This window comes from Pseudomonas sp. D1HM (assembly GCF_019266105.1).
Taxonomy (GTDB): Bacteria; Pseudomonadota; Gammaproteobacteria; order Pseudomonadales; family Pseudomonadaceae; genus Aquipseudomonas; species Aquipseudomonas taetrolens.
The window spans coordinates 279876-302564 of record NZ_LRMN01000007.1; the positions used below are offsets into that span (position 1 = coordinate 279876).

Below are 22689 nucleotides of genomic sequence, written 5' to 3' on the forward strand. Positions count from 1 at the left end.
ATCTGTCTGTAGGCTGAACTGTGCCATTTACCTGGGTTGACTGGGCGATCGTTGTCATTATCGCCATCTCCGCTTTGATCAGCTTGAAGCGCGGCTTTGTTAAAGAGGCCCTGTCGCTGTGCACCTGGATCATTGCCGGGGTCGTTGCCTGGATGTTCGGCGGTTCACTGTCTCAATACCTCATCCAATATATCGAAACACCTTCCGCCCGGGTCATCGTCGGGTGCACCATCATGTTCGTCGCCACCTTGCTGGTAGGCGCAATGATCAATTTTCTTATCGGCGAACTGATTCGCGTCACCGGGTTGTCCGGGACCGATCGTTTTCTCGGCATGGCTTTCGGCGGTGCGCGTGGCGCGCTGCTGGTGGTCGTGGCGGTCGGGCTGCTCAGCCTGGGGCCGGTACAGCAAGACTCATGGTGGCAAGAGTCGCGGCTCGTGCCACAATTTCTATTGGTTGCCGACTGGTCCAAAAACCTCATTCTGGGGTGGAGCAGTCAGTGGCTGGCCAGCGGAATCAGCGTACCCGCTGATATTCCGTTCAAGGAGCATCTCTTGCCGGCTACCCAGCCCAAGTGAGCGGTGTTCAGTTCAGATCCATTAAGTAGGGGTTGCGTCGCATGTGTGGCATCGTCGGTATCGTCGGTAAGTCGAACGTCAATCAGGCGCTGTATGACGCGCTAACCGTCCTCCAGCACCGCGGCCAGGATGCTGCCGGTATTGTGACCAGTCATAATGGCCGGTTATTCCTGCGCAAGGACAACGGGCTGGTTCGCGATGTATTTCATCAGCGACACATGCAGCGCCTGGTCGGGCACATGGGCATTGGCCACGTGCGTTATCCGACCGCGGGCAGCTCGACTTCAGCTGAAGCCCAGCCGTTTTATGTCAACTCGCCATACGGCATTACCCTGGCGCATAACGGTAACCTGACCAACGTTGAGCAGCTGGCCAAGGAGATTTACGAATCTGACTTGCGTCACGTCAACACCAATTCCGATTCGGAAGTATTGCTCAACGTCTTCGCCCATGAGCTGGCTCAGCGCGGCAAGTTGCAGCCAACTGAAGAAGACGTGTTCGCGGCAGTCACCGACGTGCACAACCGTTGCCGTGGCGGCTACGCCGTGGTGGCGATGATCACCGGTTACGGCATCGTCGGTTTCCGCGACCCTAACGGCATTCGCCCGATTGTCTTCGGTCAGCGTCACACCGACGAAGGCGTCGAGTACATGATCGCCTCCGAAAGCGTGTCGCTGGACGTACTGGGCTTCACGCTGATTCGCGACCTGGCGCCGGGCGAAGCGGTTTACATCACCGATGATGGCAAGCTGTATACCCGTCAGTGCGCGGTCAATCCTCAGCTCACCCCGTGCATCTTCGAGCACGTGTATCTGGCACGTCCGGATTCGATCATCGATGGTATTTCGGTGTACAAGGCACGTCTGCGCATGGGCGAAAAACTCGCCGAGAAGATCCTGCGCGAGCGTCCGGATCACGACATCGATGTGGTAATCCCGATTCCGGACACCAGCCGCTGCGCTGCGCTGGAACTGGCCAACCACTTGGGCGTCAAGTTCCGCGAAGGTTTCGTCAAGAACCGCTACATCGGCCGTACCTTCATCATGCCCGGCCAGGCCGCCCGTAAAAAATCCGTGCGCCAGAAGCTCAACGCCATTGATCTTGAGTTCCGTGGCAAGAACGTGATGCTGGTGGACGACTCGATCGTGCGTGGTACCACGTGCAAGCAGATCATTCAGATGGCTCGCGAAGCCGGTGCGAAGAATGTTTACTTCTGCTCGGCGGCGCCGGCTGTGCGCTACCCGAACGTGTATGGCATTGACATGCCGAGCGCTCATGAGCTGATCGCTCATAATCGCAGCACCCAGGAAGTGGCCGAGTTGATCGGCGCCGACTGGCTGGTCTACCAGGACTTGCCTGACTTGCTCGAAGCGGTCGGTGGCGGCAAGGTCAAGATCGACAAGTTCGACTGTGCGGTGTTCGACGGCAAATACGTCACCGGTGATATTGACGAAAACTACCTGGAACGTATCGAGCGTGCGCGCAACGATGCCTCCAAGGTGGTTGCTCAAGGTGTAGGCGCAACCATAGGCCTGTACAACAATTAAGTCTTCACCCAACCGGCCCTGATGGGCCGGTTTGCATTTTCTTATACAAAGCGACCAATACACAGCAAGGAGTGGGCAGCATGAGTCAGGATTGGGATGCCGGTCGGCTGGACAGCGACCTGGAAGGCGTAGCGTTCGACACCTTGGCAGTGCGTGCCGGCCAGCACCGTACGCCGGAAGGCGAGCACGGCGATGCAATGTTCCTCACCTCCAGCTATGTGTTCCGCACGGCTGCCGATGCCGCAGCGCGGTTCTCGGGTGAGGTCGCGGGCAATGTTTATTCGCGTTACACCAACCCCACCGTACGTGCCTTTGAAGAGCGGATTGCTGCGCTGGAAGGTGCCGAGCAAGCGGTGGCGACCGCCACGGGCATGGCGGCCATCCTGTCGGTGGTGATGAGCCTGTGCAGTGCCGGTGATCATATTCTGGTTTCGCGCAGCGTATTCGGCTCGACCATCAGCTTGTTCGAGAAGTACTTCAAGCGATTTGGCGTTCAGGTCGATTACGTCCCGCTGGCCGAGCTGGCCGGATGGGATGCGGCGATCAAGCCCAATACCCGGTTGCTGTTTGTCGAATCCCCGTCCAATCCCCTGGCCGAACTGGTCGATATCGCCGCTCTGGCTGAAATCGCCCACGCCAAGGGCGCCATGCTGGTGGTCGATAACTGCTTCTGCACCCCGGCGCTGCAGCAGCCATTGAAGCTGGGTGCGGACATCGTGGTGCATTCGGCGACCAAGTTCATCGACGGCCAGGGTCGTTGCATGGGCGGTGTGGTGGCCGGTCGCGGCGAGCAGATGAAAGAAGTCGTTGGTTTTCTGCGCACTGCCGGGCCGACGCTCAGCCCGTTCAATGCCTGGATATTCCTCAAGGGTCTGGAGACCCTGAACCTGCGCATGCGTGCCCATTGCGCCAGCGCATTGGCGCTGGCCGAGTGGCTGGAGCAGCAGGAAGGCGTTGAAAAGGTCCACTATGCCGGCCTGAAAAGCCATCCGCAGTATGAGCTGGCCCAGCGTCAGCAGCGTGGCTTTGGTGCAGTGGTCAGTTTTGAAGTCTCTGGCGGCAAAGAGGGCGCCTGGCGCTTTATCGATGCCACGCGCCTGATCTCGATCACGGCCAACCTGGGTGACAGCAAAACCACCATCACCCATCCGGCGACCACGTCCCATGGTCGATTGGCACCTCAGGAGCGCGAAGCTGCCGGCATTCGCGACAGTCTGATCCGTATCGCGGTCGGCCTGGAAGACGTGACTGACCTGCAGGCTGACCTGGCGCGAGGCTTGGCGGCGCTGTGACCGACTGGACACTTCAGGCGCCGGTAGCCGGTAATGGCCGTGTAGCGCTGGTGACAGGCGCTGCACGTGGCATTGGGCTGGGTATCGCGGCATGGCTGGTCAGTGAAGGCTGGCAAGTGGTGCTGAGCGATATTGACCGGGCCCGCGGCTCGAAGGTGGCCAAGGCATTGGGCGACAGCGCCTGGTTCGTGGCCATGGACGTTGCGATCGAGACGGATGTCACGCAGTGCGTGGCTCAGGTGCTCGGTCAGTTCGGGCGGCTGGATGCACTGGTGTGCAACGCTGCAATTGCAGATCCGCGCAACATGACCCTTGAAAGCCTTGATCTGGAGCACTGGAACCGGGTCATGGCTGTCAACCTGACCGGGCCCATGTTGCTGGCCAAGCATTGCGCGCCTTATTTGCGTGCGCATTGTGGTTCGATCGTGAACCTGGCCTCCACCCGGGCCCGTCAGTCAGAGCCCGACACCGAGGCTTATGTGGCGAGCAAGGGCGGCTTGCTGGCCTTGACCCATGCGCTGGCCATCAGTCTCGGGCCGGAGATCAGGGTCAATGCGGTGAGCCCGGGCTGGATCGACGCGCGTGATGCTTCAGCGCGGCGTGCCGAGCCACTGACCGACGCCGATCACGCCCAGCATCCTGCGGGTCGTGCCGGCACCGTGGAGGACGTTGCCTCCATGGTTGCCTGGTTGCTGTCGCGCAATGCCGGGTTTGTGACCGGGCAGGAATTTGTGGTGGACGGCGGCATGAGCAAGAAAATGGTGTACGAAGAGTAGGGGATGAGTCATCCGTGTGTTTGCGCGCCGATTGCTCGCTATTGTCAGGACTTTTCGGGTTTTGCTTATTTTTAAAAAAAGTTCAATCTCGTCCTTGACTTAGCTTCGATAGGTGCGTAAATTTCGCGGCCTCAACGAAGTAAAAGGGTGATTAGCTCAGCTGGGAGAGCATCTGCCTTACAAGCAGAGGGTCGGCGGTTCGATCCCGTCATCACCCACCACTTCTTGAGTTTCTCGAAAGAGAAGGGTGTTCTGAAAAGAACAGCCAACCGACGCGCAGCGGTAGTTCAGTCGGTTAGAATACCGGCCTGTCACGCCGGGGGTCGCGGGTTCGAGTCCCGTCCGCTGCGCCATATTTGTACAAGTCAGGTTTTCCTGGCTTGCGATTGAAAGGCACCGAAGCCCTTCAGTCACAGGTTTAAAAGTTTCAAACGGACGCAAGTCCGAGCGATACGCAGCGGTAGTTCAGTCGGTTAGAATACCGGCCTGTCACGCCGGGGGTCGCGGGTTCGAGTCCCGTCCGCTGCGCCATATTTGCTTCAGAGCCCTTGAACTCTCTGAAGCTGCAAAGAAAGCGACCTTAGGGTCGCTTTTTTTGTGCCCGGAATTTGGTTCGCTTCGTTCTGCTCGGCAATTGCAGGCAGGTGTAGCCGCTGCCGAAGGCTGCGAAAAGAGCCGAAGGACCTTCAGTTGTTCAGCGCATTGCAGCCTGCGGCAGCGGCTAGAGAATCCTCCCTGGTCTGTAGCAGCCGTCGAGCGCAGCGAGGCCGCGTTAAAGCCTGGTGTCCGATAAGGCGTGCTGTAAATCACCAAAAAATCCAGACAGACGCGATTTTCGGGTGTTTATCGAGACGTACAGCGCCTGATTACGCAAGAGGTCGCTACCTCATTTCGTTTAATATTGGATCCAGTCTTCAGCCGGGCAGCGCCTTCCCGGCTGGCCGCCGCCGAAAAAAGAGAACCACCATGTGCTTCAGGGTCCTGCACGCCACTGTCCTCATCTCACCCGAATGGCCGACCGTTCCGGTGCCCTCCTGAGATGAATGCTCATACCGCGCTGGCGGCACTTGCCGGCAACTACGCTCACGGCGACATCGTGGCTGCGCATCGGCATGCGGAAGGTCAACTGGTCTACGCCATTAATGGTGTGATGCTGGTGTCGGTGGCCAGGACAACATGGGTGGTGCCTTCCGGGCATGCGCTCTGGGTTCCTTCGGGTGTGGAGCATCAGATCCGCATGACGGGCGAAGTGCGCATGCGCACCTTGTTGATCACCCCGGGTGCGCCCTGTGCCCTGACCGGGGAATGTCATGTCATCAAGGTTTCGCCGTTGCTGCGTGAGTTGATCGTCGCGGCGGCCGATGAGTCCGACAGCGAACCGGCCCTGGTGCGGCACCTACAAATCGTTGCACTGATCTTCTCGGAGCTCGGCAGGGCACCACGGGTTCTGGCCCACGTTCCGCTGCCTGACGAGCCGCGGCTCAAGTCGTTGTGTGCCGACTTTATCGACAACCCCTCGCAGGAATCGAAACTGGAGAATTGGGCGGTGAAACTCAACATGAGTTCGCGCACGTTGGCCCGGCTGTTCCAGAAAGAACTGGGCATGAGCTACAGCGAATGGCGCAAGCGTACCCGGCTGCTGCTCTGTATCCAGCGACTGGCCTGCGGCGTATCCATTCTGGAAGTGGCACTGGAGCACGGTTACCAAAGCCCCAGCGCCTTTAGCGCCATGTTCAAGCGCACGATGGGTTACACCCCAAGCACCTGCCGTCTGGCCTGATAGCGCGCAATGCATCCTCCCATGCTCTCGAACACGATCCGCCTGCGCCTGCGGGGCACCTTGGGCTGTGCTCAAGACCGCGGCTGACGCTACGTTGTCCCAATCGAAACGATGGTTGTCTGGAACTCGGGAGAAGCGCAGTCCGGCGCTCTTTTACGCTGCGCTTCTCCTTGGCACTCTGGATTCCTGTGATGTGTTCGCTTTCTTTTTACCCGTGGCCGGGCCGTCTTTCGTTCCTGGGCGGGGCGCTCGTTTTGTTGGCCGGTTGCTCCGCATGGGTGACTCATCCGCCGGCCCAACCGCAGCTGCCGCCAGCCGATGCATTGAATCGCCTGCCGCAAGGTGTTTCAGCCCGGGCATTGCCCGAGCGCTGGTGGCAGTTGTACAACGATCCTGAGCTCGATGCGCTGGTGCAGCAGGCGTTGGCGCATAACCGTGACCTTGCGGCGGCTCAGGCCCATGTGGAAGCGATGCTGGCCGGTATCATGCAGGCCGATGCCGAACGCTGGCCGTCGACCCGGGTATCGCTGGGCGCTGCTTATGGCAGGACCGCCGACGATCAGACCCTGGCCGAGGCGACCGAGCGTCAGGCCCCGTCACAGTGGGCGTTCAACCCCGGCCTCGAACTGGCCTACCAAGTGGACGTCTGGGGCCAGGTGCAACGTACCCTCGAGCGGTCTCAGGTGCAGGCGGCAGCGGCACAGGATGCCGAAGACCTGTTGCGCGTCACGGTGGCGGCGCAAACCACCCGCGCCTACGTGAACGCGTGTGCCCTGGGGGCGCGGGCGAAGGTCCAGCGCCATTCCCTGCAAGTGGTCGGGCAAAGCCTGGCGTTGATCGACCGCCAGCGTCGCGCCGGTGTGGTCACGGATCTTGAGTACCGCCGAATGCAAGCATTGCAAGGCGAAACCCGGGCCCTGCTGCCCATGCTTGAGGCGCGTCGGCAAGCGGCGCTTTACGAGCTGGCGATGTTGACCGGCGTGGCTGATCTGGAGCAGGGCACCGGCGTTGCCGCTTGTGACGTTGTGCCACAACTCAACGCTGCGCTGCCGGTGGGCGATGGATGGCAGCTGTTGGCGCGTCGTCCGGATATTCGCCAGGCCGAGCGAGTGCTGCAGGCAGCTTCGTTACAAGTGGATATCGCTCAGGCTGACCTGTACCCGAAGGTGACCTTTGGCGCTTCGGTGTCCGCATCCAGTCACAGGCCCCATGAGTTGGGGGACAGCAGCGCGGTGATGTTCGGTATTGGCCCGCTGATGACCTGGCAGTTTCCCAACTGGCGAGCCAATCGCGCACGGGTCAACCAGGCCCGGGCGCTGGAGCAGGTAGAGGTGGCGCAATTCGAGGCCAGTGTCCTTAACGCCCTGAAGGAGGTGCGTCAGGCTCTGGCGTTGTATGACGGCGAGCGGCAACACCATGCGGCCTTGAGCCAGGCCCTCGACAGCAGTCGCCAGGCCTGGACATTGGCACAGATCAATTACAGCGCTGGCTCTATCGACTTTCTTGATGTGCTGGACAGCGAGCGCGAACTGGTTCGCCTGCAAGCCGCACGCGCCGATGCCGATGGCCAGTTGCTGCAACGCCAGATCGCCCTGTTCCGGGCGCTGGGCGGGGGCTGGCAATCCTCTTCGGTCGCTGCCCCGGTCGATTCGTACTCACACGCTAACGTCACTTTTTCCGGTGCCCGCCCATGAATATCGCCGTTGATGAAAAAACCGTTCTCCAGGACGAGCAAGCGCATGCGCGCAAGCAGCGCCGCAAACGGCGTTTGATCCTGCTTGGAGGTGCTGCGCTGTTGCTCGGGGCGGTGGGGGTCGGAGTGTACTGGATGACCATCGGCCGTTACCTGGAGCAGACCGATGATGCCTATGTGCGTGCTGACTGGATCCCGATCAGTCCCCGGGTGTCCGGATACGTGGCCCAAGTGCTGGTGGAGGATGATCAGCCGGTCAAGGCTGGGGATGTACTGGTGCGTATCGAGGATCGTGATTATCAGGCCCGGCTGGAACAGGCACGCGCTGAATTGGCTGAAACCGAGGCATCGGTCGCAGCCCGACAGGCGAATCTGCACGTCACCGACAGCCTGATTGCCCAGCAGAAGGCCGCTGTTGCCCAAGCGGATGCCCATGTCCGTGGCGCGAGCGCAGAGAGGCGTCGGGCGGCCCTCGATCAGCGCCGTTACGAAGGCTTGGCCCGCGAGCACGCCGCCAGTACCCAGCGCCTGGAAAGCGCTGCCGCCAGCTACACCCAGGCCAATGCCGCGGTGGACAGTGCGCAGGCGATGCAGCGAGAGCAACAAACCCGGCTGAGTGTTGCGATCACTCGGCGCCAATTGGCGCAAGCTTCGCTCAAGCAACAGATTGCCCGACGTCGCCAGGCGCAGGCCCGGTTGAATCTGGCCGTCCACGCACTGGACGATACGTTGATCCGCTCACCGATAGACGGCGTTGTGGGGCAGCGCAAAGTGCGGATTCGCCAATATGTCGTGCCGGGTTTGCCGCTGTTGGCGGTGGTTCCTGTGCAGCAGGCTTACGTGGTAGCCAATTACAAGGAAACCCAGCTGCGTGACATGCGCGCCGGGCAGGCGGTGGACATCACGATCGACAGCTATTCGGGGCGTCGGCTCAAAGGTCATGTCGTGAGCTTCTCGCCCGGCTCGGGGGCGGTGTTCGCCTTGTTGCCGTCGGATAACGCAACCGGCAACTTCACCAAGATCGTGCAGCGCTTTGCAGTGAAGGTTGAAATTGATGAGCATGATGAGGGCGGCCCCATTTTGCCGGGCATGTCTGTGATTACCCGCGTGGATACCCGCCCACAGATGCAAGGCGCCGCCCATGAGTGAGGCAGGTGAAAAGGCCGTCTCCATGCGCGCCTGGGTTGCGGTCATCGGCGGGCTGTTCGGTTGTTTCATGGCGGGCATGAACGTGCATGTGACGAGTGCTGCACTGCCGGAAATCGAAGGATCCCTGGGCGCAACCTTCGAGGAGGGATCGTGGATTTCAACCGCGTACCTGGTCGCGGAAATCGTGATGATCCCGTTGACGGCCTGGCTGGTCCAGGTGTTCTCCCTGCGCCGGGTGATGCTCATGGGTTCATTTGTTTTCCTGGTGGCATCCGTTGCCTGCTCCTGGGCGCCGAACCTGCAGGTGATGATTATTATCCGGGTGATCCAGGGTGCGGCGGGTGCGGTGCTGATCCCCCTGTCGTTCCAGCTGATCATCACCGAATTTCCGCCCAGCAAGATCGCTATGGGCATGGCGTTGTTTGCTTTGTCCAACAGCGTTGCCCAGGCCGCCGGCCCGTCCATTGGCGGGTGGCTCACCGACGCCTATTCCTGGCGCTGGATTTTCTATCTGCAATTGGCGCCGGGCATTCTCCTGCTGATGGCGGTCGCCTGGTCCATCGATGCCAAGCCCATGCAGTTGAGCCTGCTCCGGCGCGGCGACTGGGGTGGCATTGCCGCCATGATCGTGGGCTTGGGCGGCTTGCAGATCGTTCTGGAAGAAGGGGGACGCAAGGACTGGTTCGGCTCCGGGTTCATTGTCTGGATGTCGGTGATTGCAGGCATTGCCCTGGTGTATTTCGTGCTGTCACAGCTGTACGGCCGGCGGTCCTTCATCAACTTGCGTCTGCTCAAAAGCTACAACTTCGGCGTGGCCAGCGCTGCGATGTTCATCTTTGGCGGCGCCACCTTTGGCTTGGTGTTTCTGGTGCCCAACTACCTCTCCCAATTGCAGGGGTATAGCGCACGGGAAATCGGTGTCAGCCTGATTGCCTACGGCATGGTGCAACTGGTACTGGCACCGTTCATGCCGCGCCTGATGAAATGGCTCAACCCGAAGCTGATGGTTGCCAGTGGTTTTTTCATCATGGCGCTGGGGTGCTATCTGGGCGCGCACCTGAATGTCGATAGCGCCGCCAACGTGATTATTCCTTCCACGGTGGTGCGAGGCATCGGGCAGCCGCTGATTATGGTGGCGTTGTCGGTGCTGGCGGTCTCCGGGCTGGCCAAAGATGAGGCCGGTTCCGCCTCCGCCTTGTTTTCCATGCTGCGCAACCTCGGCGGCGCCGTGGGCACGGCGGGATTGACCCAGGTGGTGGCGATACGCGAGCGTTTTCACTCGGAACGGGTGGGGGAGTCCATCACCCTGTTTTCTCCGTCGTTTCAGGAGCGCCTGCGCGCCGGGATGGCTGGCAGCGAGGATTTTGTCTTCAATCAATTGTTGCCCGCTCAACAGCTTGTGATCGAAAGCCTCATGCACACCGTGCGCCGCGAGGCTTACCTGATGGCATACAGCGATGCGTTCTACGTTTCCTGTGTGGCGTTGATTGTGTGCGGCGTGGCCGCTTTAGCATTACGCCAGCAAGCCAGGAGCTGATCACGGCTCAAAGGCGTGGCCCGTAGCAGCGGTCGGGGGGAGCGAGGCCGCGCCCGGCGGTGCAGCCGTCGTAGACAGCAAGCGGTATGGAATCAAACCGCGCGCGAGCCTCTCGAACTGATGCACAATACGCCTCGCACCGTTATCTTCAGGATGTTCAATGTCTATGCCATTCCACTTGCGTACCACGCTTGTCGCCCTAGTGCTGACGGGGCTCGCAGGTTGCTCATCGCAGAAAACCGCGATTTACGAGCATGAGCACTTCGATGACTCAGGGACTTTTTCGCGTAATTACCCGGTTACCGACAAAGCCTCGTGCGAGGCTGCGCGCCGTGCCTTGCTCAGTCAGGGCTACATCATCACCAGCAATGACCCGACCATGATCAGCGGTCACAAGAGTTTCCAGCAGACCGGCGAAAGCCACCTGGAAATCAGCTTCAACGTGGTGTGCGCCGAAGACGGTGGGGTGGAACACCATTCAACGATGTTTGCCAATGCGCTTCAGGACCGTTATGCGCTGAAGAAAGTGAACAATTCGGCCAGCCTTGGCGTGGGTGTATTGGGTTCGGTATCGATGCCGATCGGTTCTTCCGATGATTCGATGGTTAAAGTCGCCAGCGAAACCGTGTCCTCACCGCAGTTCTACGAGCGTTATTTCACCCTGGTGGAAGTCTTTCTGCCCAAGGAAGTGAAAAAAGCGGCCCACATCCCTGAAAAGCCCAAGGCTGACCTCGGTGTGCCTGAGCCTGCACCCGCTGACATCGACGCGGCACCTGCGCCCAAGACGCTGGCACCGGCACCGGCAGCACCTGAACCGGCTCCGGTGCCTGCCAGCGAGGCAGTAGTCGAGCCTGCCGGCTCGCAGCCGGTGGTGCCGCCGGCAGCCGCAGAACCCATCAGCCCGGTCGAGGTGCAACCTGTGCCGGACACTGCGCCTCCAGCCGCTGCGCAACCTGCGCCGCAGGACCCGGTGCCTGAAACGGTACAGCCCTCTGCACCCGCCAGCGCAGAGCCTGCGCCAGCGCAATAAAGGTGCGCTAAATCCGAAGCGATCTGCTACGTTTTACTGTGAGTACCGGAGGCCGATGAAGCTGTCATTTTTTCTTCATGCGGGCACTTTATGCTGGCGCTCACTGTCATTGAACAATGATCAAAACCAACAGATGATGAGGATGTAGCCATGGATGACTATCAGGAAGAGTTGCTCGAGTATCAGGCCTTTGAACTGGACCCGCTGGAACCTGCTGACGACGCCACCGAGCTTTGACTCGGCGGCGTCGCATTCACGCCGAATGGCGCTGGCGACGTCGGAACTCTCCCGGAGTTTCGGCGTTCCAGCGTTTGAATGCCCGCTGAAACGCCTCGGCTGAGGCAAATCCCAACAGATAGGCAATTTCGCCAAAGGCCAGCTCCGTGTCACGGATATAGGTCATGGCCAGGTCGCGGCGCGTGTCGTTGAGAATGGCGCGAAATTGTGTGCCTTCTTCGCTGAGCTTGCGCCGCAGCGTCCAGGTCGGCAGCTTCAGGCGTGCCGCCACTTCTTCCAGGTCGGGCTCCCGACCGCCATTGAGCAAAGGTCCCAGCAATTGAGTGATGCGCTCGCGCAGGCTGCGGGTGCGGGTCAATTGCTCCAGTTCACGCTCGCACAATTGCAGCAGGTAGGCCCAGGTGCTCGGGCAGTGCTGAGGGTTGCGCAGGTCGAGGGTGGCGTGGTTCAGGCGCAGTTGATTGGTGTCGGCGCGAAAGTGCACCGGTACCTGGCTCAGCGAGGCGTAATGCCCGGCATAGTCAGGTTCGCTGAATTCAATGTCGATCTGTTCGCAGCTCAGGGGCTGGTCTGCAACGGATGACAGCTGCTGCAGCCATCCGGCAATGATCGAGTCCACCACAAAGCGGTTATAGGCGTTGTACGGGCTGATGGAATAGAAGCGCAGCCACGCGCCCCGGGCGTCCTCGTGCAGGCTCGACTGGCCGCGATAATTGGAACCATACAGGGGCTCGAAGCGAATCAGGGTGCGGGCCGCTTCTCGGACGGTCGGGGCCTGGGCGGCGGTGACACCGGCGAGTCCGAGCTGGCTCAGGCGACTGAGGCGGCCCATGCACAAGCCCAGGGCCGGGTTGCCGGTCAATGCAATGGCTGCATGCCCCAGACGCATGTAACGCGGGATCGACAACCGTGCCAGTGGCTGGGCGAGGCGTGCAGGATCAAGGCCGAACTGCTCAAGCAGCGGTCGGGGATCCTGACCGCAGCTGATCACCGCGTCCGCCAGGGTTTGCACAAACCCCACCGACAGGTCCCCCAGGCGCATCGGCAGCGGTTTCATCGCCTTACAGCCAGAGGTTCAGCAGTCGGGCACCGGTCGCCGGCATGTCCGGGCTGGTCTGGCCATTACGACTGATAAAGCCTTGGCCGGCACTGTGCTTGTCCCAGAACTTGCCCCGCAGGAACACCGTGACACCGGCTTCGGCCGAGCTGGTGGGCAGGCTGCTGATCAGGGTCAGGCGGTGCCAGGCTGCGCCTTCGCTGACTTCACCGGGGCGCAGGCTGATTTCGCTGGGCGTGGAAACGCTTTTATAGCCGCCCCAAGGATTTTCCCAAGTGTTCTTGCCCACAATGAACGCCGGTACGGCGATCAATTGCGCCCCTTGTTCATTCAGGGAGCGGTAGTTTTCGGGGTACCAGCTGTCGCTGCCCACCAGGATGCCCAATCGGCCGGCGGGGGTGTCGATGACACTCAGCTGATGATCCGGGCTGGGCATGATGTAGCTTTGTTCTTCGTACGTCGGCAACAGCTGGCGTTGCGGCTTGCCGAGCGGTGCGCCGTCACTGCCAAACACGATACTGCTGTTGTACAGCGGCCCCGAGCCGGGCAGCAGCTTGCCGTGCTCGATGCGTGGTGCCGGCAACGCAATGCTCCCGGCCACCACGGTCACGCCAAATTCCTTGGCCAGGCCGCCAAACAGCGTCTGGTAATCGGCAGCCATGCTGTCGGCTTTCATCCGCAGGTGCGCATCATTGACCCGGCTTTCGCCATCAGCGCGCAACCAGGCGCCAGCAAAATCCAGCGGGTTGCTCAGCGCCAGCCAGCGCATGGCTTCGTTCAGGTTGGCAGCCTGGTACAGCTCATTCTTTTCGCCCTTGAACATCAGCCAGGTGCCGATGTGCTCAGGCAGTACCACGATGGTTTTGTCATTGAGCAACCCGGCGTCGCGGGCAGCATTAAGGTAGGCGGCGAGTTTCAGGTGCACCAGGGCCAGGCTTTGAAAGTCGCGCGGTGACAAGTCGGGCTCGATACCGAGCAGATTGCCCCGCTGATTGTCCGCCCCATCGTTGATGGCCAGATCGACACGTAAATCCGACAGGTAGTGGCCGACATCACGTTGAGTGGTCCAGTACCCGTAAGCGCCGGCAGCGGCGACAAGGGCGGTCAGTAAGGTGCAGCCAATGAGTTTACGCATGGGAAATAGAGCAGGCAGCCGTATTCAGGATTCGGCCTCTAGGGTAGGTGGCCCATGCCGGCTTGCCAAGGGGGGCTGCGCATTTGGGTTAATAATTTGTAATTTTGGGTCATTGAGCGGGGTGGGATGAGCCTTTACTGTGCCTGACATCCAACGACGGGAGCCGCAGAGCATCCCGCGTTCCGTGATTCAGCCTGTTGTGGAGCTTCCCGATGACCGCCTCTCACTACCCGAATTTAATGGCCCCGCTGGACCTGGGTTTTACCACCTTGCGCAACCGCAGCCTCATGGGCTCGATGCACACGGGCCTGGAAGAGCAGCCCGGCGGCTTTGAACGCATGGCCGCCTACTTTGCCGAGCGCGCCCGGGGTGGTGTGGGTTTGATGGTGACCGGCGGCATTGCGCCCAACGACGAAGGCGGTGTTTACAGCGGCGCCGCCAAGCTCAGCACCGCCGAAGAGGCCGAAAAGCATGTGGTCGTGACCCGTGCCGTGCATGAGGCCGGTGGCAAAATCTGCCTGCAGATCCTGCATGCCGGGCGTTATGCCTACAGCCCGCGGCAAGTGGCGCCGAGCGCGATTCAGGCGCCGATCAACCCGTTCACGCCAACAGCGCTGGATGAAGACGGCATCGAGAAGCAGATCAGCGACTTTGTGACCTGCGCCAAACTGGCCCAGAGCGCCGGGTACGACGGTGTCGAGATCATGGGGTCGGAAGGCTATCTGATTAACCAGTTCCTCGCCGCGCACACTAACCAGCGCACAGACCGCTGGGGCGGCAGTTACGAAAACCGCATGCGCCTGCCGATCGAGATCGTGCGCCGTGTGCGCGAAGCCGTTGGCACGGACTTCATTATTATCTATCGCCTGTCGATGCTCGATCTGGTGGCGCAAGGCAGTGTCTGGGAAGAGATCGTGCAGTTGGCCAAGGCTGTCGAGCAGGCCGGAGCAACCCTGATCAACACCGGTATCGGCTGGCATGAAGCGCGTATCCCGACCATCGCCACCAAGGTTCCGCGCGGTGCGTTCAGCAAAGTCACGGCCAAGCTGCGGGGCTCGGTCAACGTGCCGTTGATCACCACCAACCGTATCAATACACCGGACATCGCTGAGCAGATTCTGGCCGAGGGCGATGCTGACATGGTGTCGATGGCGCGTCCGTTCCTGGCCGACCCGGATTTCGTCAACAAGGCGGCCGCCGGTCGCAGTGACGAAATCAATACCTGTATCGGTTGCAACCAGGCGTGTCTGGATCACACCTTCAGTGGCAAGCTCACCAGTTGCCTGGTCAACCCGCGGGCTTGCCACGAAACCGAACTCAACTACCTGCCGGCCATTGCCGTGAAGAAAATCGCCGTGGTCGGTGCAGGCCCTGCCGGGCTTGCTGCTGCAACCGTGGCGGCCGAGCGCGGGCATCAGGTGATGCTGTTTGACGCCGCGAGCGAGATCGGCGGCCAGTTCAATGTCGCCAAGCGCGTGCCGGGCAAGGAGGAATTCTTTGAAACCCTGCGTTACTTCAATCGCAAGCTGCAAACCACCGGGGTCGAACTATGCCTGAACACCCGCGTGGACGTGGCGCAATTGGTGGCCGGCCAGTTTGACGAAATCATTCTGGCCACCGGGATTGCCCCGCGTACTCCGGCGATCCCGGGTGTCGAGCATCCCAAAGTGCTCAGCTACCTGGACGTGATTCTCCAGCGCAAGCCGGTGGGCACCAAGGTGGCAGTCATTGGCGCCGGCGGCATCGGGTTTGATGTGTCCGAGTTCCTGGTGCATCAGGGCGAGGCGTCCAGTCAGGACCGCGACGCTTTCTGGCGTGAGTGGGGCATTGATACGCAGCTGGAGGCCCGTGGTGGGGTTGCCGGGATCACGCCGCAGGTGCCGGCCCCGGCGCGTCAGGTTTACCTGCTGCAACGCAAGGCATCGAAGGTCGGCAACGGGCTGGGTAAAACAACGGGCTGGATTCACCGTGCGGGCCTCAAGAACAAGCGCGTACAGATGCTCAGCGGTGTGGAATACCTGAGCATTGATGACGCCGGGTTGCACGTCCGGGTGGGCGAGGGCGAGCCGCAGCTGCTGGCGGTGGACAACATCGTGATCTGCGCCGGGCAGGATCCGTTGCGCGAGTTGCAGGACGGGCTGCTGGCAGCCGGCCAGAGCGTGCACTTGATTGGCGGTGCCGACGTGGCGGCCGAACTGGACGCCAAGCGCGCGATCAATCAGGGCTCGCGTCTGGCGGCGCAACTGTAACAGTCCTGTTGAACGCCAGGCGCGAGAAGGCTCGCGCCTGGCGGGGTCTCAATGCACGATCTGTGCAAGGAACGCCTTGGCCCGCGGGCTTTTCGGCGCATTGAAGAAGTCGTTCGGCGGCGCGTCTTCGATGATCATGCCGCCATCCAGAAACAGTACGCGCTCCGCCACTTGCCGGGCAAAACCCATTTCATGGGTGACGCAGAGCATGGTCATGCCGCTGCCTGCCAGGTTGACCATCACGTCCAGCACCTCGCTGACCATTTCCGGGTCAAGCGCCGAAGTCGGCTCATCGAACAGCATGATTTTCGGTTCCATGCACAAGGCCCGGGCGATAGCCACGCGCTGCTGCTGGCCGCCGGAGAGTTGGCTCGGGTATTTGTCGGCCTGGCTGGCGATGCCGACCTTGTTCAAAAAGTGCTGCGCCAGTTCGATGGCTTTTTTACGCGACAAACCCCGTACCGACATCGGCGCCAGAATGCAGTTGTCGAGCACGCTCATGTGCGGGAACAGGTTGAAATGCTGAAATACCATGCCGATTTCGCTGCGCACCTTGGCCGCTTCGCGGGTGGTCTGCGACAGGTCGGTGTTGTTGATCAGGATGCTGCCTTTTTCGGCAATCTCCAGTCGGTTGATACAGCGGATCAGGGTCGACTTGCCTGAGCCGGACGGCCCGCACAGAACGATGCGCTCACCTTCGCGTACTTTGAGGTCGATGCCCTTCAGAACGTGAAAAGCGCTGTAGTACTTGTTCAGACCGGCGATATCCACCACTACCTTGCGAGTGTCAGTGACTGGCGACACATGGCTGTGAACCTGGGCAGTTTGAGCGTGCATAGTGTGTCTCCAATGATCAGTTAAAGCGCTCGGCGCTGTAGGGGGTCGGGTCGGTGAAGGGTTTTTCGCCGGTCATCATCTCGGCCAGCAAGCGCCCGCTGACCGGGCCCAGTGTCAGTCCGTGGTGAGCATGGCCAAAGTTGAACCACAAGCCCTTGTGGCGACTGGCCGGGCCGATCACCGGGCACATGTCCGGCAGGCAGGGACGCCGCCCGAGCCACGGCTCGGCGTCCACTCGCTCGCCCAGGGGGTACAGGCGTTGGGCATGGGCTTCGCAGCGACGCAGCTGGATTTCATTGATCGGGTCATCGCTGTCAGCAAATTCGATGCCGGTGGTCAGACGAATGCCGCCCACCATCGGGGCCAGGACATAGCCGCCCACCGAATCGAGAATAGGATGCTGCATGGTCTGGCCATCCCGTGCGGCGTAATGCATGTGGTAACCGCGCTTGATAGCCAGGGGAATCGGGTACCCCAACGGCTCGAAAATATCCCGGGCCTGTGGCCCGAGTGCGATCACCGCTTCGTTGGCCACAATCAGGCCTTTCTGGCTTTCCACCTGCCACTGGCCGGCCGTTGAGCGCAGGCGGGTGGCATCACCGATCACAAAGTGGCCGCCACGTTTGATAAACAGTTCGGCGTAGCCGCGGGTCAGGCCGCCGGGATCGCTGACGGTCTTGGGGTCGAGCCAGTGAATGCCGCCGATGACGTCGGAGTGCAGGCCCGGCTCCAGTGCGTGGACTTGCTGCTGGTCCAGCACCCGGTAGTTGAGCTTGTACTCAGCCAGGGCGACGGCATCGCGCTGGGCTTTGTCGAAGTCGGCCGGGGTGCGATAGACCTCGATCCAGCCGCTGTCTTGAATCAGGCCGCCCATGCCGGCCGGCTCGGACAACAGGTCATGTTCGCTGACGCATTTTTCAATCAGGGGCAGCATCGCTTGCGTGGCCTTGGCCAGCCCTGAGGGGCCGGACTCGCGCCAGTAATGCATCAGCCACCGGCCAGCCTTGGGCAGGTGCTTGAGGCTGTAGCGCACATCTGACTGTTGATTGAGGCCATAGCGCAGCAGCCGGGCGATTTCCCGGGGGAACGAGTAGGGAATAACGCTGGCGCGTTCGATCAGCCCGGCGTTGCCGTGACTGGTTCCCGTACCGGGTTGGGCGCGATCGATCAGCACCACGTTGCGCCCGCGGGCCTGGAGTTGCAGCGCGGTACTGACGCCGACGATGCCGGCCCCCAGAACGATAGTGTCGCAATGCATAAACAAATCCTTAATGCAGAGGGCCGTGTTTGCAGCCCGAATAATGGGCTTACTGCACGTGACGTCCGAGGCGGCCTTCGATCAGCTTCAGGCTGCGGCGCACCACTTCCACAATTAACAGGTACAGCACGGCGGCCCACAGGTAGATCTGGAAGTCGAAGCTGCGGGAAAAGGCCATTTTGGTGACGCCCATCAAGTCGTAGATGGTCACCAGCGAGGCGATGGCGCTGGCCTTGATCATCAGGATCAATTCATTGCCCAGTGGGCCGATGGCCACCAGCAGTGATTGCGGCAGGATGATTTTGCGGAACGTCGTCCAGCGCGACAGGTTCAATGCCTTGCAGGCTTCGCGTTGGCCCTGGGCCACCGACAGGATGCTGCCGCGCAGAATTTCGGCCTGATAGGCCGCGGTGTTCAAGGTGAAGGCGAGCAGGGTGCAGAACCAGGCATCGCGGAAAAACCACCACAAGCCGACGTCTTGCCAAAAGCCTTTGAACGAGCCCAGGCCGTAATACAGCAGGAACAATTGCGCCAGCAGCGGCGAGCCGCGGAAGAAGTAGACGTAGGCGCCGGTGAAACTGCGTAAAAAGCGGTTGCTGGACAAACGCCCGAGGGCAATCAGCAAACCGAGCAACGCGCCCAGGGTGAACGAAATCGCCACCAGTTTGCCGGTCACCAGGAGCCCGTCGATAAAGCGCGGGCCGTAGCGTTCCAGCAGGTCAGGGCTGAGAAACATGTTTTGCAGATCGGTCAGGCTCATGGGCGCACGCTCCGTTGGTGGCGGCTGAAATAGCGTTCAAGGAAGCTGAACAGCCGCCCGGAAATGGCCGAGAAAAACAGATAGCCGAGGCAGGCGACGCTGTAGAACAGCATCGGTTCCTTGGTCACGCTGACCGCCAGATTGGTCTGGCGCATCAGGTCCACCAGCGAGATGGTCGACACCAGAGAGGTGTCCTTGAGCAGCGAAAGCCAGTTGTTAGACAGGCCGGGCAGGGCGATGCGTGCCAGCTGTGGCAGCACCACCTTGCGGAATGTGGTGAATCGGGACAGACCCAGTGCAGACGCCGCTTCGAACTGGCCCTTGGGAATGGTTTTGAACGCCCCCAGCCAGATTTCGCTGGAAAATGCGGCGAACACCAGGCTGAACGCAACCATGGCGGCCACAAAGGTATTGATCGTGACCTGTACGTCGTAGCCCATCAGGGCCAGGATTTTTTGCGCAGCAATCTGGCAGCCGTAGTAAATGATCAGCAGGGTGAGCAATTCGGGCAAGCCGCGAAACACCGTGGAAAACGTGGTGGCCCAGGCGCGCGCCCAGCGGTTTTTCGAGCGTGCCGCCACGGCCACCAGCAGCCCCAGGGGCAAACCGATGGGCAGGCAGCTTAGCGCCAGGGCAATGGTCACCAAGGCCCCGGCGAGCAGCGCCGAACCCCAGCCACCACTGGCGAAAGAGAGAAGTGAGAGTTGATCGAGCATGCTCGAATCCCCGGGCAGAATTGGGCCGACATTCAACCGCTGCGTACAGCATGTACGCAGGGCAAGGTAATTGGGCAGGGAGGCCCTCAGCCTGGGCTGAGGGCGGGCGACTTAATAAATATCGAAGTCGAAGTATTGGCTGGAGATCTTTTTATAGGTGCCATCGGCGACGATTTCGTCGAGCGCTTTGTTAAAGCGCTCGCGCAGCGCGTTGTCTTCCTGGCGCACGGCAATCGAGGCGTCCGCCATGGTGCCGTCGACATCACCAATGATCTTGCAGCAGTCATCGCTGGACTTGTTGATCCATTCCAGCAACGGAAACTTGTCGGCAATCACGGCATCGACCCGGCCTGATTTCAACTCGCTGTTGGCTTCGTCCAGTGTCGGATAGAGATTTAACTTGGCGCCGGCCTTTTCGTAGTGATCTTCGGCATAGATGCCTTGGGTGGCTGCGCCCTGGGCGCCGATGGTTCGGCCCTTGAAGTTGGTCTGGGCATCGGTGATGTCTGAATCCTTGGGCACGGCGATCGACAGCGGTGTGCGGTAGTAATGATTGGTAAACGCGATTTTCTTTTTGCGCTCATCGGTCACAATCATCGAGGCCACGATAGCGTCGTACTTTTTCGCCATCAGCCCGGGAATGATGCCGTCCCAATCCTGCGCCACGATCGTGCACTGGGCATTCATGCGTTCGCACAAGGCTTTGGTGATATCCACGTCAAAACCGGACACCGTACCGTCTGAGTTAATGGTGTTGAACGGAGGGTAAGCGCCTTCCGTGGCGATTGTCAGCGTGTCGGCGTGCGCATTGGACGCGACGGCAACAACCATGGCACAGGCACTGGCAAAGCGAATGACGTTTTTCATCTGGCACCTCGTTTTATTGTTTTGATCCGGGTGAGGATGTGTAGCCCACGAACTCATTGTGTAAGGCCGCGGTTGCCTCAAGACGTTTTTCCACGTCCGGTCCCAGTTGTTTGCACACTTCGTTGATCAGCAGATGCACCAGCGACAGCATGGCTGCCGTGGATTCCCAGAACAGATTGAATTCGGTGGGCACTCGGAAGACTTCATCTGCGACCGAGTCTGCCCAGTCGCAAAACGTATCGGTAATCAGCGTGACCGGGATCCCGGCTTCGCGCGCCTTGCGGCATAAGTGCTGAGCATGGCGTGAATAGCGCCGCGCTTCGAACACCACCAGCGCGCAGTCTTCTGCCGGGCACAGCAGTACGTCGGCGTAATGCCCGGCCGAACCATCGACCAAGTGCACGCCGTCACGCAGGTATTGCAGTAAATGCACCATTGAGGCGGCGATCCCGCGCTCGGTTTGAAAGCCGGCCACAAACACCTTGCGCCGGGTGGCCAGGCGCTGGCTGACCGTTTGCCATTCAGGGGTCAGGCTGTATTCATAGACCTTGACCAGCGCCCCGACTTCCAGCTCAAAACTGCGCGGCAGGCCTTGCGGGCTCTGGCTCGACTGTTGGCGGAATTCCTGCAGGCGATCACCGACCAGCCACGGGCCATCACCCAGGTCTTCCTTGAGGTCGTTTTTCAGGTCCTTGAAATGGCTGTAGCCCAATGCGCGACAAAAACGCCCGACGCTGGATTCGCTGACCCCCAGTTTGCTGGCGATGTCGGCGGCGGTCTGAAAGGGCAGTTCGTAGAGATTGGCCAGCATGTAGCTGGCAATCGCCCGGCCCGAAGGGGCGGCGGTTGACAGACTGCTCTCGAGGCGTTGCTTGATGGGCTGGCTCACAACTGTATTTCCTGTTTTTATTTTCAGCGCGAGACAGAAAGTGAATGTTTTCTGTCATTAAGTCAACAATTGACAGATAACTGTCATCGCAGGATAGTTGGCCCCACCATTGCACATCGACAATAACAACTAGATTGGAGCGCCCGCATGTCTCAGACCCCTGCCACTCAGCCCGTAGAGTCGTTGTCCCTCAGCGAACTGACCGCCTTGCTGCAACGCATTTTCGAACGTCACGGTACTTCAGCGGCTGTTGCTCAAGTACTGGCTGACAACTGCGCCCGGGCCCAGCGCGATGGTTCTTACAGTCACGGGGTGTTTCGTATTGCGGGGTATCTATCGTCGTTGGCCAGCCATTGGGTCGACGGTCAGGCGACGCCTGTGGTTGAAGACGTGGCATCGGGCTTTATTCGTGTCGATGCGGCCAATGGCTTTGCGCAACCGGCGTTGGCTGCGGCCCGCCAGTTGCTGATCGAAAAGGCCCGGAGTGCCGGGATTGCCGTACTGGCGATTCGTAACTCGCACCATTTTGCCGCATTGTGGCCCGATGTTGAGCCGTTCGCGGAGGAAGGCCTGGTGGCCTTGAGTGTGGTCAACAGCATGACCTGCGTGGTGCCCCACGGCGCACAAAAACCCTTGTTCGGTACCAACCCGATCGCCTTTGCTGCGCCGTGTGCGGACGGCCACCCGATCGTATTCGACCTGGCCACCAGCGCCATTGCCCACGGCGATGTCCAAATTGCTGCACGCAAGGGGCATTCGTTGCCCGCCGGCATGGGCGTCGACAAACACGGTGCGCCGACCGAAGATCCGAAAGCCATCCTCGAAGGCGGTGCCTTGCTGCCCTTTGGCGGGCACAAGGGGTCGGCCTTGTCGATGATGGTCGAACTGCTGGCGGCCGCGCTGACCGGGGGCAACTTCTCATTCGAGTTCGACTGGTCCAGGCACCCGGGTGCACAAACCCCGTGGACCGGGCAATTGCTGATCGTGATCGATCCGACTAAATCCGGTGGCAACAGCTTCGCCCAGCGCAGCGCGGAACTCGTTCGACAAATGCACGCCGTCGGCCTGGAGCGCCTGCCCGGCGATCGTCGATTCAACCAGCGGGCCAAATCCCTGGAAGACGGTATCCCGCTGGCGGCCGATGAACTGGCTAAATTGCGGGCGTTGGCAGGGTAAGGTCCGGCTCGCAATCCGTAGCCGTTGACGAGCGCAGCGAGGCTGCGCCACCAACCCCGCGTAGTGGGATGGCCAGCCGGTCAGCGTGCCGGGGGTGTGAAGCGTTCGACTGGCGTCTGACCCTCA

Annotated in this window: 19 protein-coding genes and 3 tRNA genes; 14 read left to right on the top strand and 8 right to left on the bottom strand. The window is 60.7% G+C overall.

Annotated features, from left to right (window positions below):
* The first annotated feature begins 20 nt into the window (after positions 1-20).
* The 12 genes from AWM69_RS11560 to AWM69_RS11615 all read left to right on the top strand — a co-directional run bounded on the left by AWM69_RS11560 (position 21) and on the right by AWM69_RS11615 (position 11382).
* A complete protein-coding gene (locus AWM69_RS11560; protein WP_131654696.1) occupies positions 21-578 on the top strand; it encodes a CvpA family protein in 558 nt (185 codons plus the stop codon).
* Positions 579-619: 41 nt separating this feature from the next.
* Positions 620-2125: an amidophosphoribosyltransferase gene (gene purF / locus AWM69_RS11565; RefSeq protein ID WP_218726868.1), complete on the top strand. Its 1506-nt coding sequence runs from the start codon at positions 620-622 to the stop codon at positions 2123-2125.
* 80 nt (positions 2126-2205) lie between these two features.
* Complete coding sequence (locus AWM69_RS11570; RefSeq protein WP_131654698.1) at positions 2206-3417, top strand: O-succinylhomoserine sulfhydrylase; 1212 nt, start codon at positions 2206-2208, stop codon at positions 3415-3417.
* Positions 3414-4193 (top strand): SDR family oxidoreductase, encoded by a 780-nt coding sequence (locus tag AWM69_RS11575; protein ID WP_131654699.1) that lies wholly within the window; start codon positions 3414-3416, stop codon positions 4191-4193. Before AWM69_RS11570 ends, AWM69_RS11575 begins: the two co-directional genes overlap by 4 nt.
* A gap of 145 nt (positions 4194-4338) precedes the next feature.
* Positions 4339-4414 (top strand) — tRNA-Val (locus AWM69_RS11580).
* A gap of 55 nt (positions 4415-4469) precedes the next feature.
* Positions 4470-4546, top strand: a tRNA-Asp gene (locus AWM69_RS11585).
* 101 nt (positions 4547-4647) lie between these two features.
* A tRNA-Asp gene (locus AWM69_RS11590) sits at positions 4648-4724 on the top strand.
* A gap of 508 nt (positions 4725-5232) precedes the next feature.
* Positions 5233-5973, top strand: a complete 741-nt coding sequence (locus AWM69_RS11595) for a helix-turn-helix domain-containing protein (RefSeq protein WP_218726870.1) — start codon at positions 5233-5235, stop codon at positions 5971-5973.
* A 191-nt stretch (positions 5974-6164) separates the two neighbouring features.
* Complete coding sequence (locus AWM69_RS11600) at positions 6165-7667, top strand: efflux transporter outer membrane subunit (RefSeq protein ID WP_218726871.1); 1503 nt, start codon at positions 6165-6167, stop codon at positions 7665-7667.
* A complete protein-coding gene (locus AWM69_RS11605; RefSeq protein ID WP_218726873.1) occupies positions 7664-8815 on the top strand; it encodes an HlyD family secretion protein in 1152 nt (383 codons plus the stop codon). The genes AWM69_RS11600 and AWM69_RS11605 overlap by 4 nt, the downstream gene beginning before the upstream one ends.
* A complete protein-coding gene (locus tag AWM69_RS11610) occupies positions 8808-10352 on the top strand; it encodes an MDR family MFS transporter (protein WP_218726874.1) in 1545 nt (514 codons plus the stop codon). Before AWM69_RS11605 ends, AWM69_RS11610 begins: the two co-directional genes overlap by 8 nt.
* A 160-nt stretch (positions 10353-10512) precedes the next feature.
* A complete protein-coding gene (locus AWM69_RS11615; RefSeq protein ID WP_218726876.1) occupies positions 10513-11382 on the top strand; it encodes a DUF2242 domain-containing protein in 870 nt (289 codons plus the stop codon).
* A gap of 253 nt (positions 11383-11635) precedes the next feature.
* Here AWM69_RS11615 and AWM69_RS11620 read toward each other — a convergent pair whose 3' ends face one another.
* Positions 11636-12676 (bottom strand): AraC family transcriptional regulator, encoded by a 1041-nt coding sequence (locus tag AWM69_RS11620; RefSeq protein WP_218726878.1) that lies wholly within the window; start codon positions 12674-12676, stop codon positions 11636-11638.
* A gap of 4 nt (positions 12677-12680) precedes the next feature.
* Complete coding sequence (locus tag AWM69_RS11625; RefSeq protein ID WP_218726880.1) at positions 12681-13811, bottom strand: carbon-nitrogen hydrolase family protein; 1131 nt, start codon at positions 13809-13811, stop codon at positions 12681-12683.
* Between the two features lie 212 nt (positions 13812-14023).
* Here AWM69_RS11625 and AWM69_RS11630 point away from each other — a divergent pair, with 212 nt between their 5' ends.
* A complete protein-coding gene (locus AWM69_RS11630) occupies positions 14024-16060 on the top strand; it encodes an NADPH-dependent 2,4-dienoyl-CoA reductase (protein WP_218726881.1) in 2037 nt (678 codons plus the stop codon).
* Between the two features lie 48 nt (positions 16061-16108).
* Here the strand turns inward: AWM69_RS11630 and AWM69_RS11635 are convergent, their stop codons facing one another.
* From AWM69_RS11635 to AWM69_RS11660, 6 genes are all read right to left on the bottom strand, one after another.
* Positions 16109-16834 (bottom strand): amino acid ABC transporter ATP-binding protein, encoded by a 726-nt coding sequence (locus AWM69_RS11635; protein ID WP_131654746.1) that lies wholly within the window; start codon positions 16832-16834, stop codon positions 16109-16111.
* Between the two features lie 79 nt (positions 16835-16913).
* Positions 16914-18155 carry an FAD-binding oxidoreductase gene (locus AWM69_RS11640; protein WP_218726883.1) on the bottom strand — a complete coding sequence of 414 codons (1242 nt, stop codon included), beginning with the start codon at positions 18153-18155 and terminating at the stop codon, positions 16914-16916.
* A 49-nt stretch (positions 18156-18204) separates the two neighbouring features.
* Positions 18205-18915 (bottom strand): ABC transporter permease, encoded by a 711-nt coding sequence (locus AWM69_RS11645; protein ID WP_218726885.1) that lies wholly within the window; start codon positions 18913-18915, stop codon positions 18205-18207.
* Positions 18912-19631: an ABC transporter permease gene (locus tag AWM69_RS11650; RefSeq protein ID WP_131654710.1), complete on the bottom strand. Its 720-nt coding sequence runs from the start codon at positions 19629-19631 to the stop codon at positions 18912-18914. Before AWM69_RS11650 ends, AWM69_RS11645 begins: the two co-directional genes overlap by 4 nt.
* 111 nt (positions 19632-19742) lie before the next feature.
* Positions 19743-20498 (bottom strand): transporter substrate-binding domain-containing protein, encoded by a 756-nt coding sequence (locus tag AWM69_RS11655; protein WP_048382137.1) that lies wholly within the window; start codon positions 20496-20498, stop codon positions 19743-19745.
* 13 nt (positions 20499-20511) lie between these two features.
* The gene (locus AWM69_RS11660) at positions 20512-21387 is read right to left on the bottom strand and encodes a MurR/RpiR family transcriptional regulator (RefSeq protein ID WP_218726886.1); all 876 of its coding nucleotides are present in this window, start codon (positions 21385-21387) and stop codon (positions 20512-20514) included.
* Positions 21388-21534: 147 nt separating this feature from the next.
* On the opposite strand from AWM69_RS11660, the gene AWM69_RS11665 reads away from it, so the two are divergent.
* On the top strand, positions 21535-22563 hold the full coding sequence (locus AWM69_RS11665; RefSeq protein WP_218726888.1) for an Ldh family oxidoreductase: 1029 nt from the start codon (positions 21535-21537) through the stop codon (positions 22561-22563).
* Positions 22564-22689 lie beyond the last annotated feature (126 nt).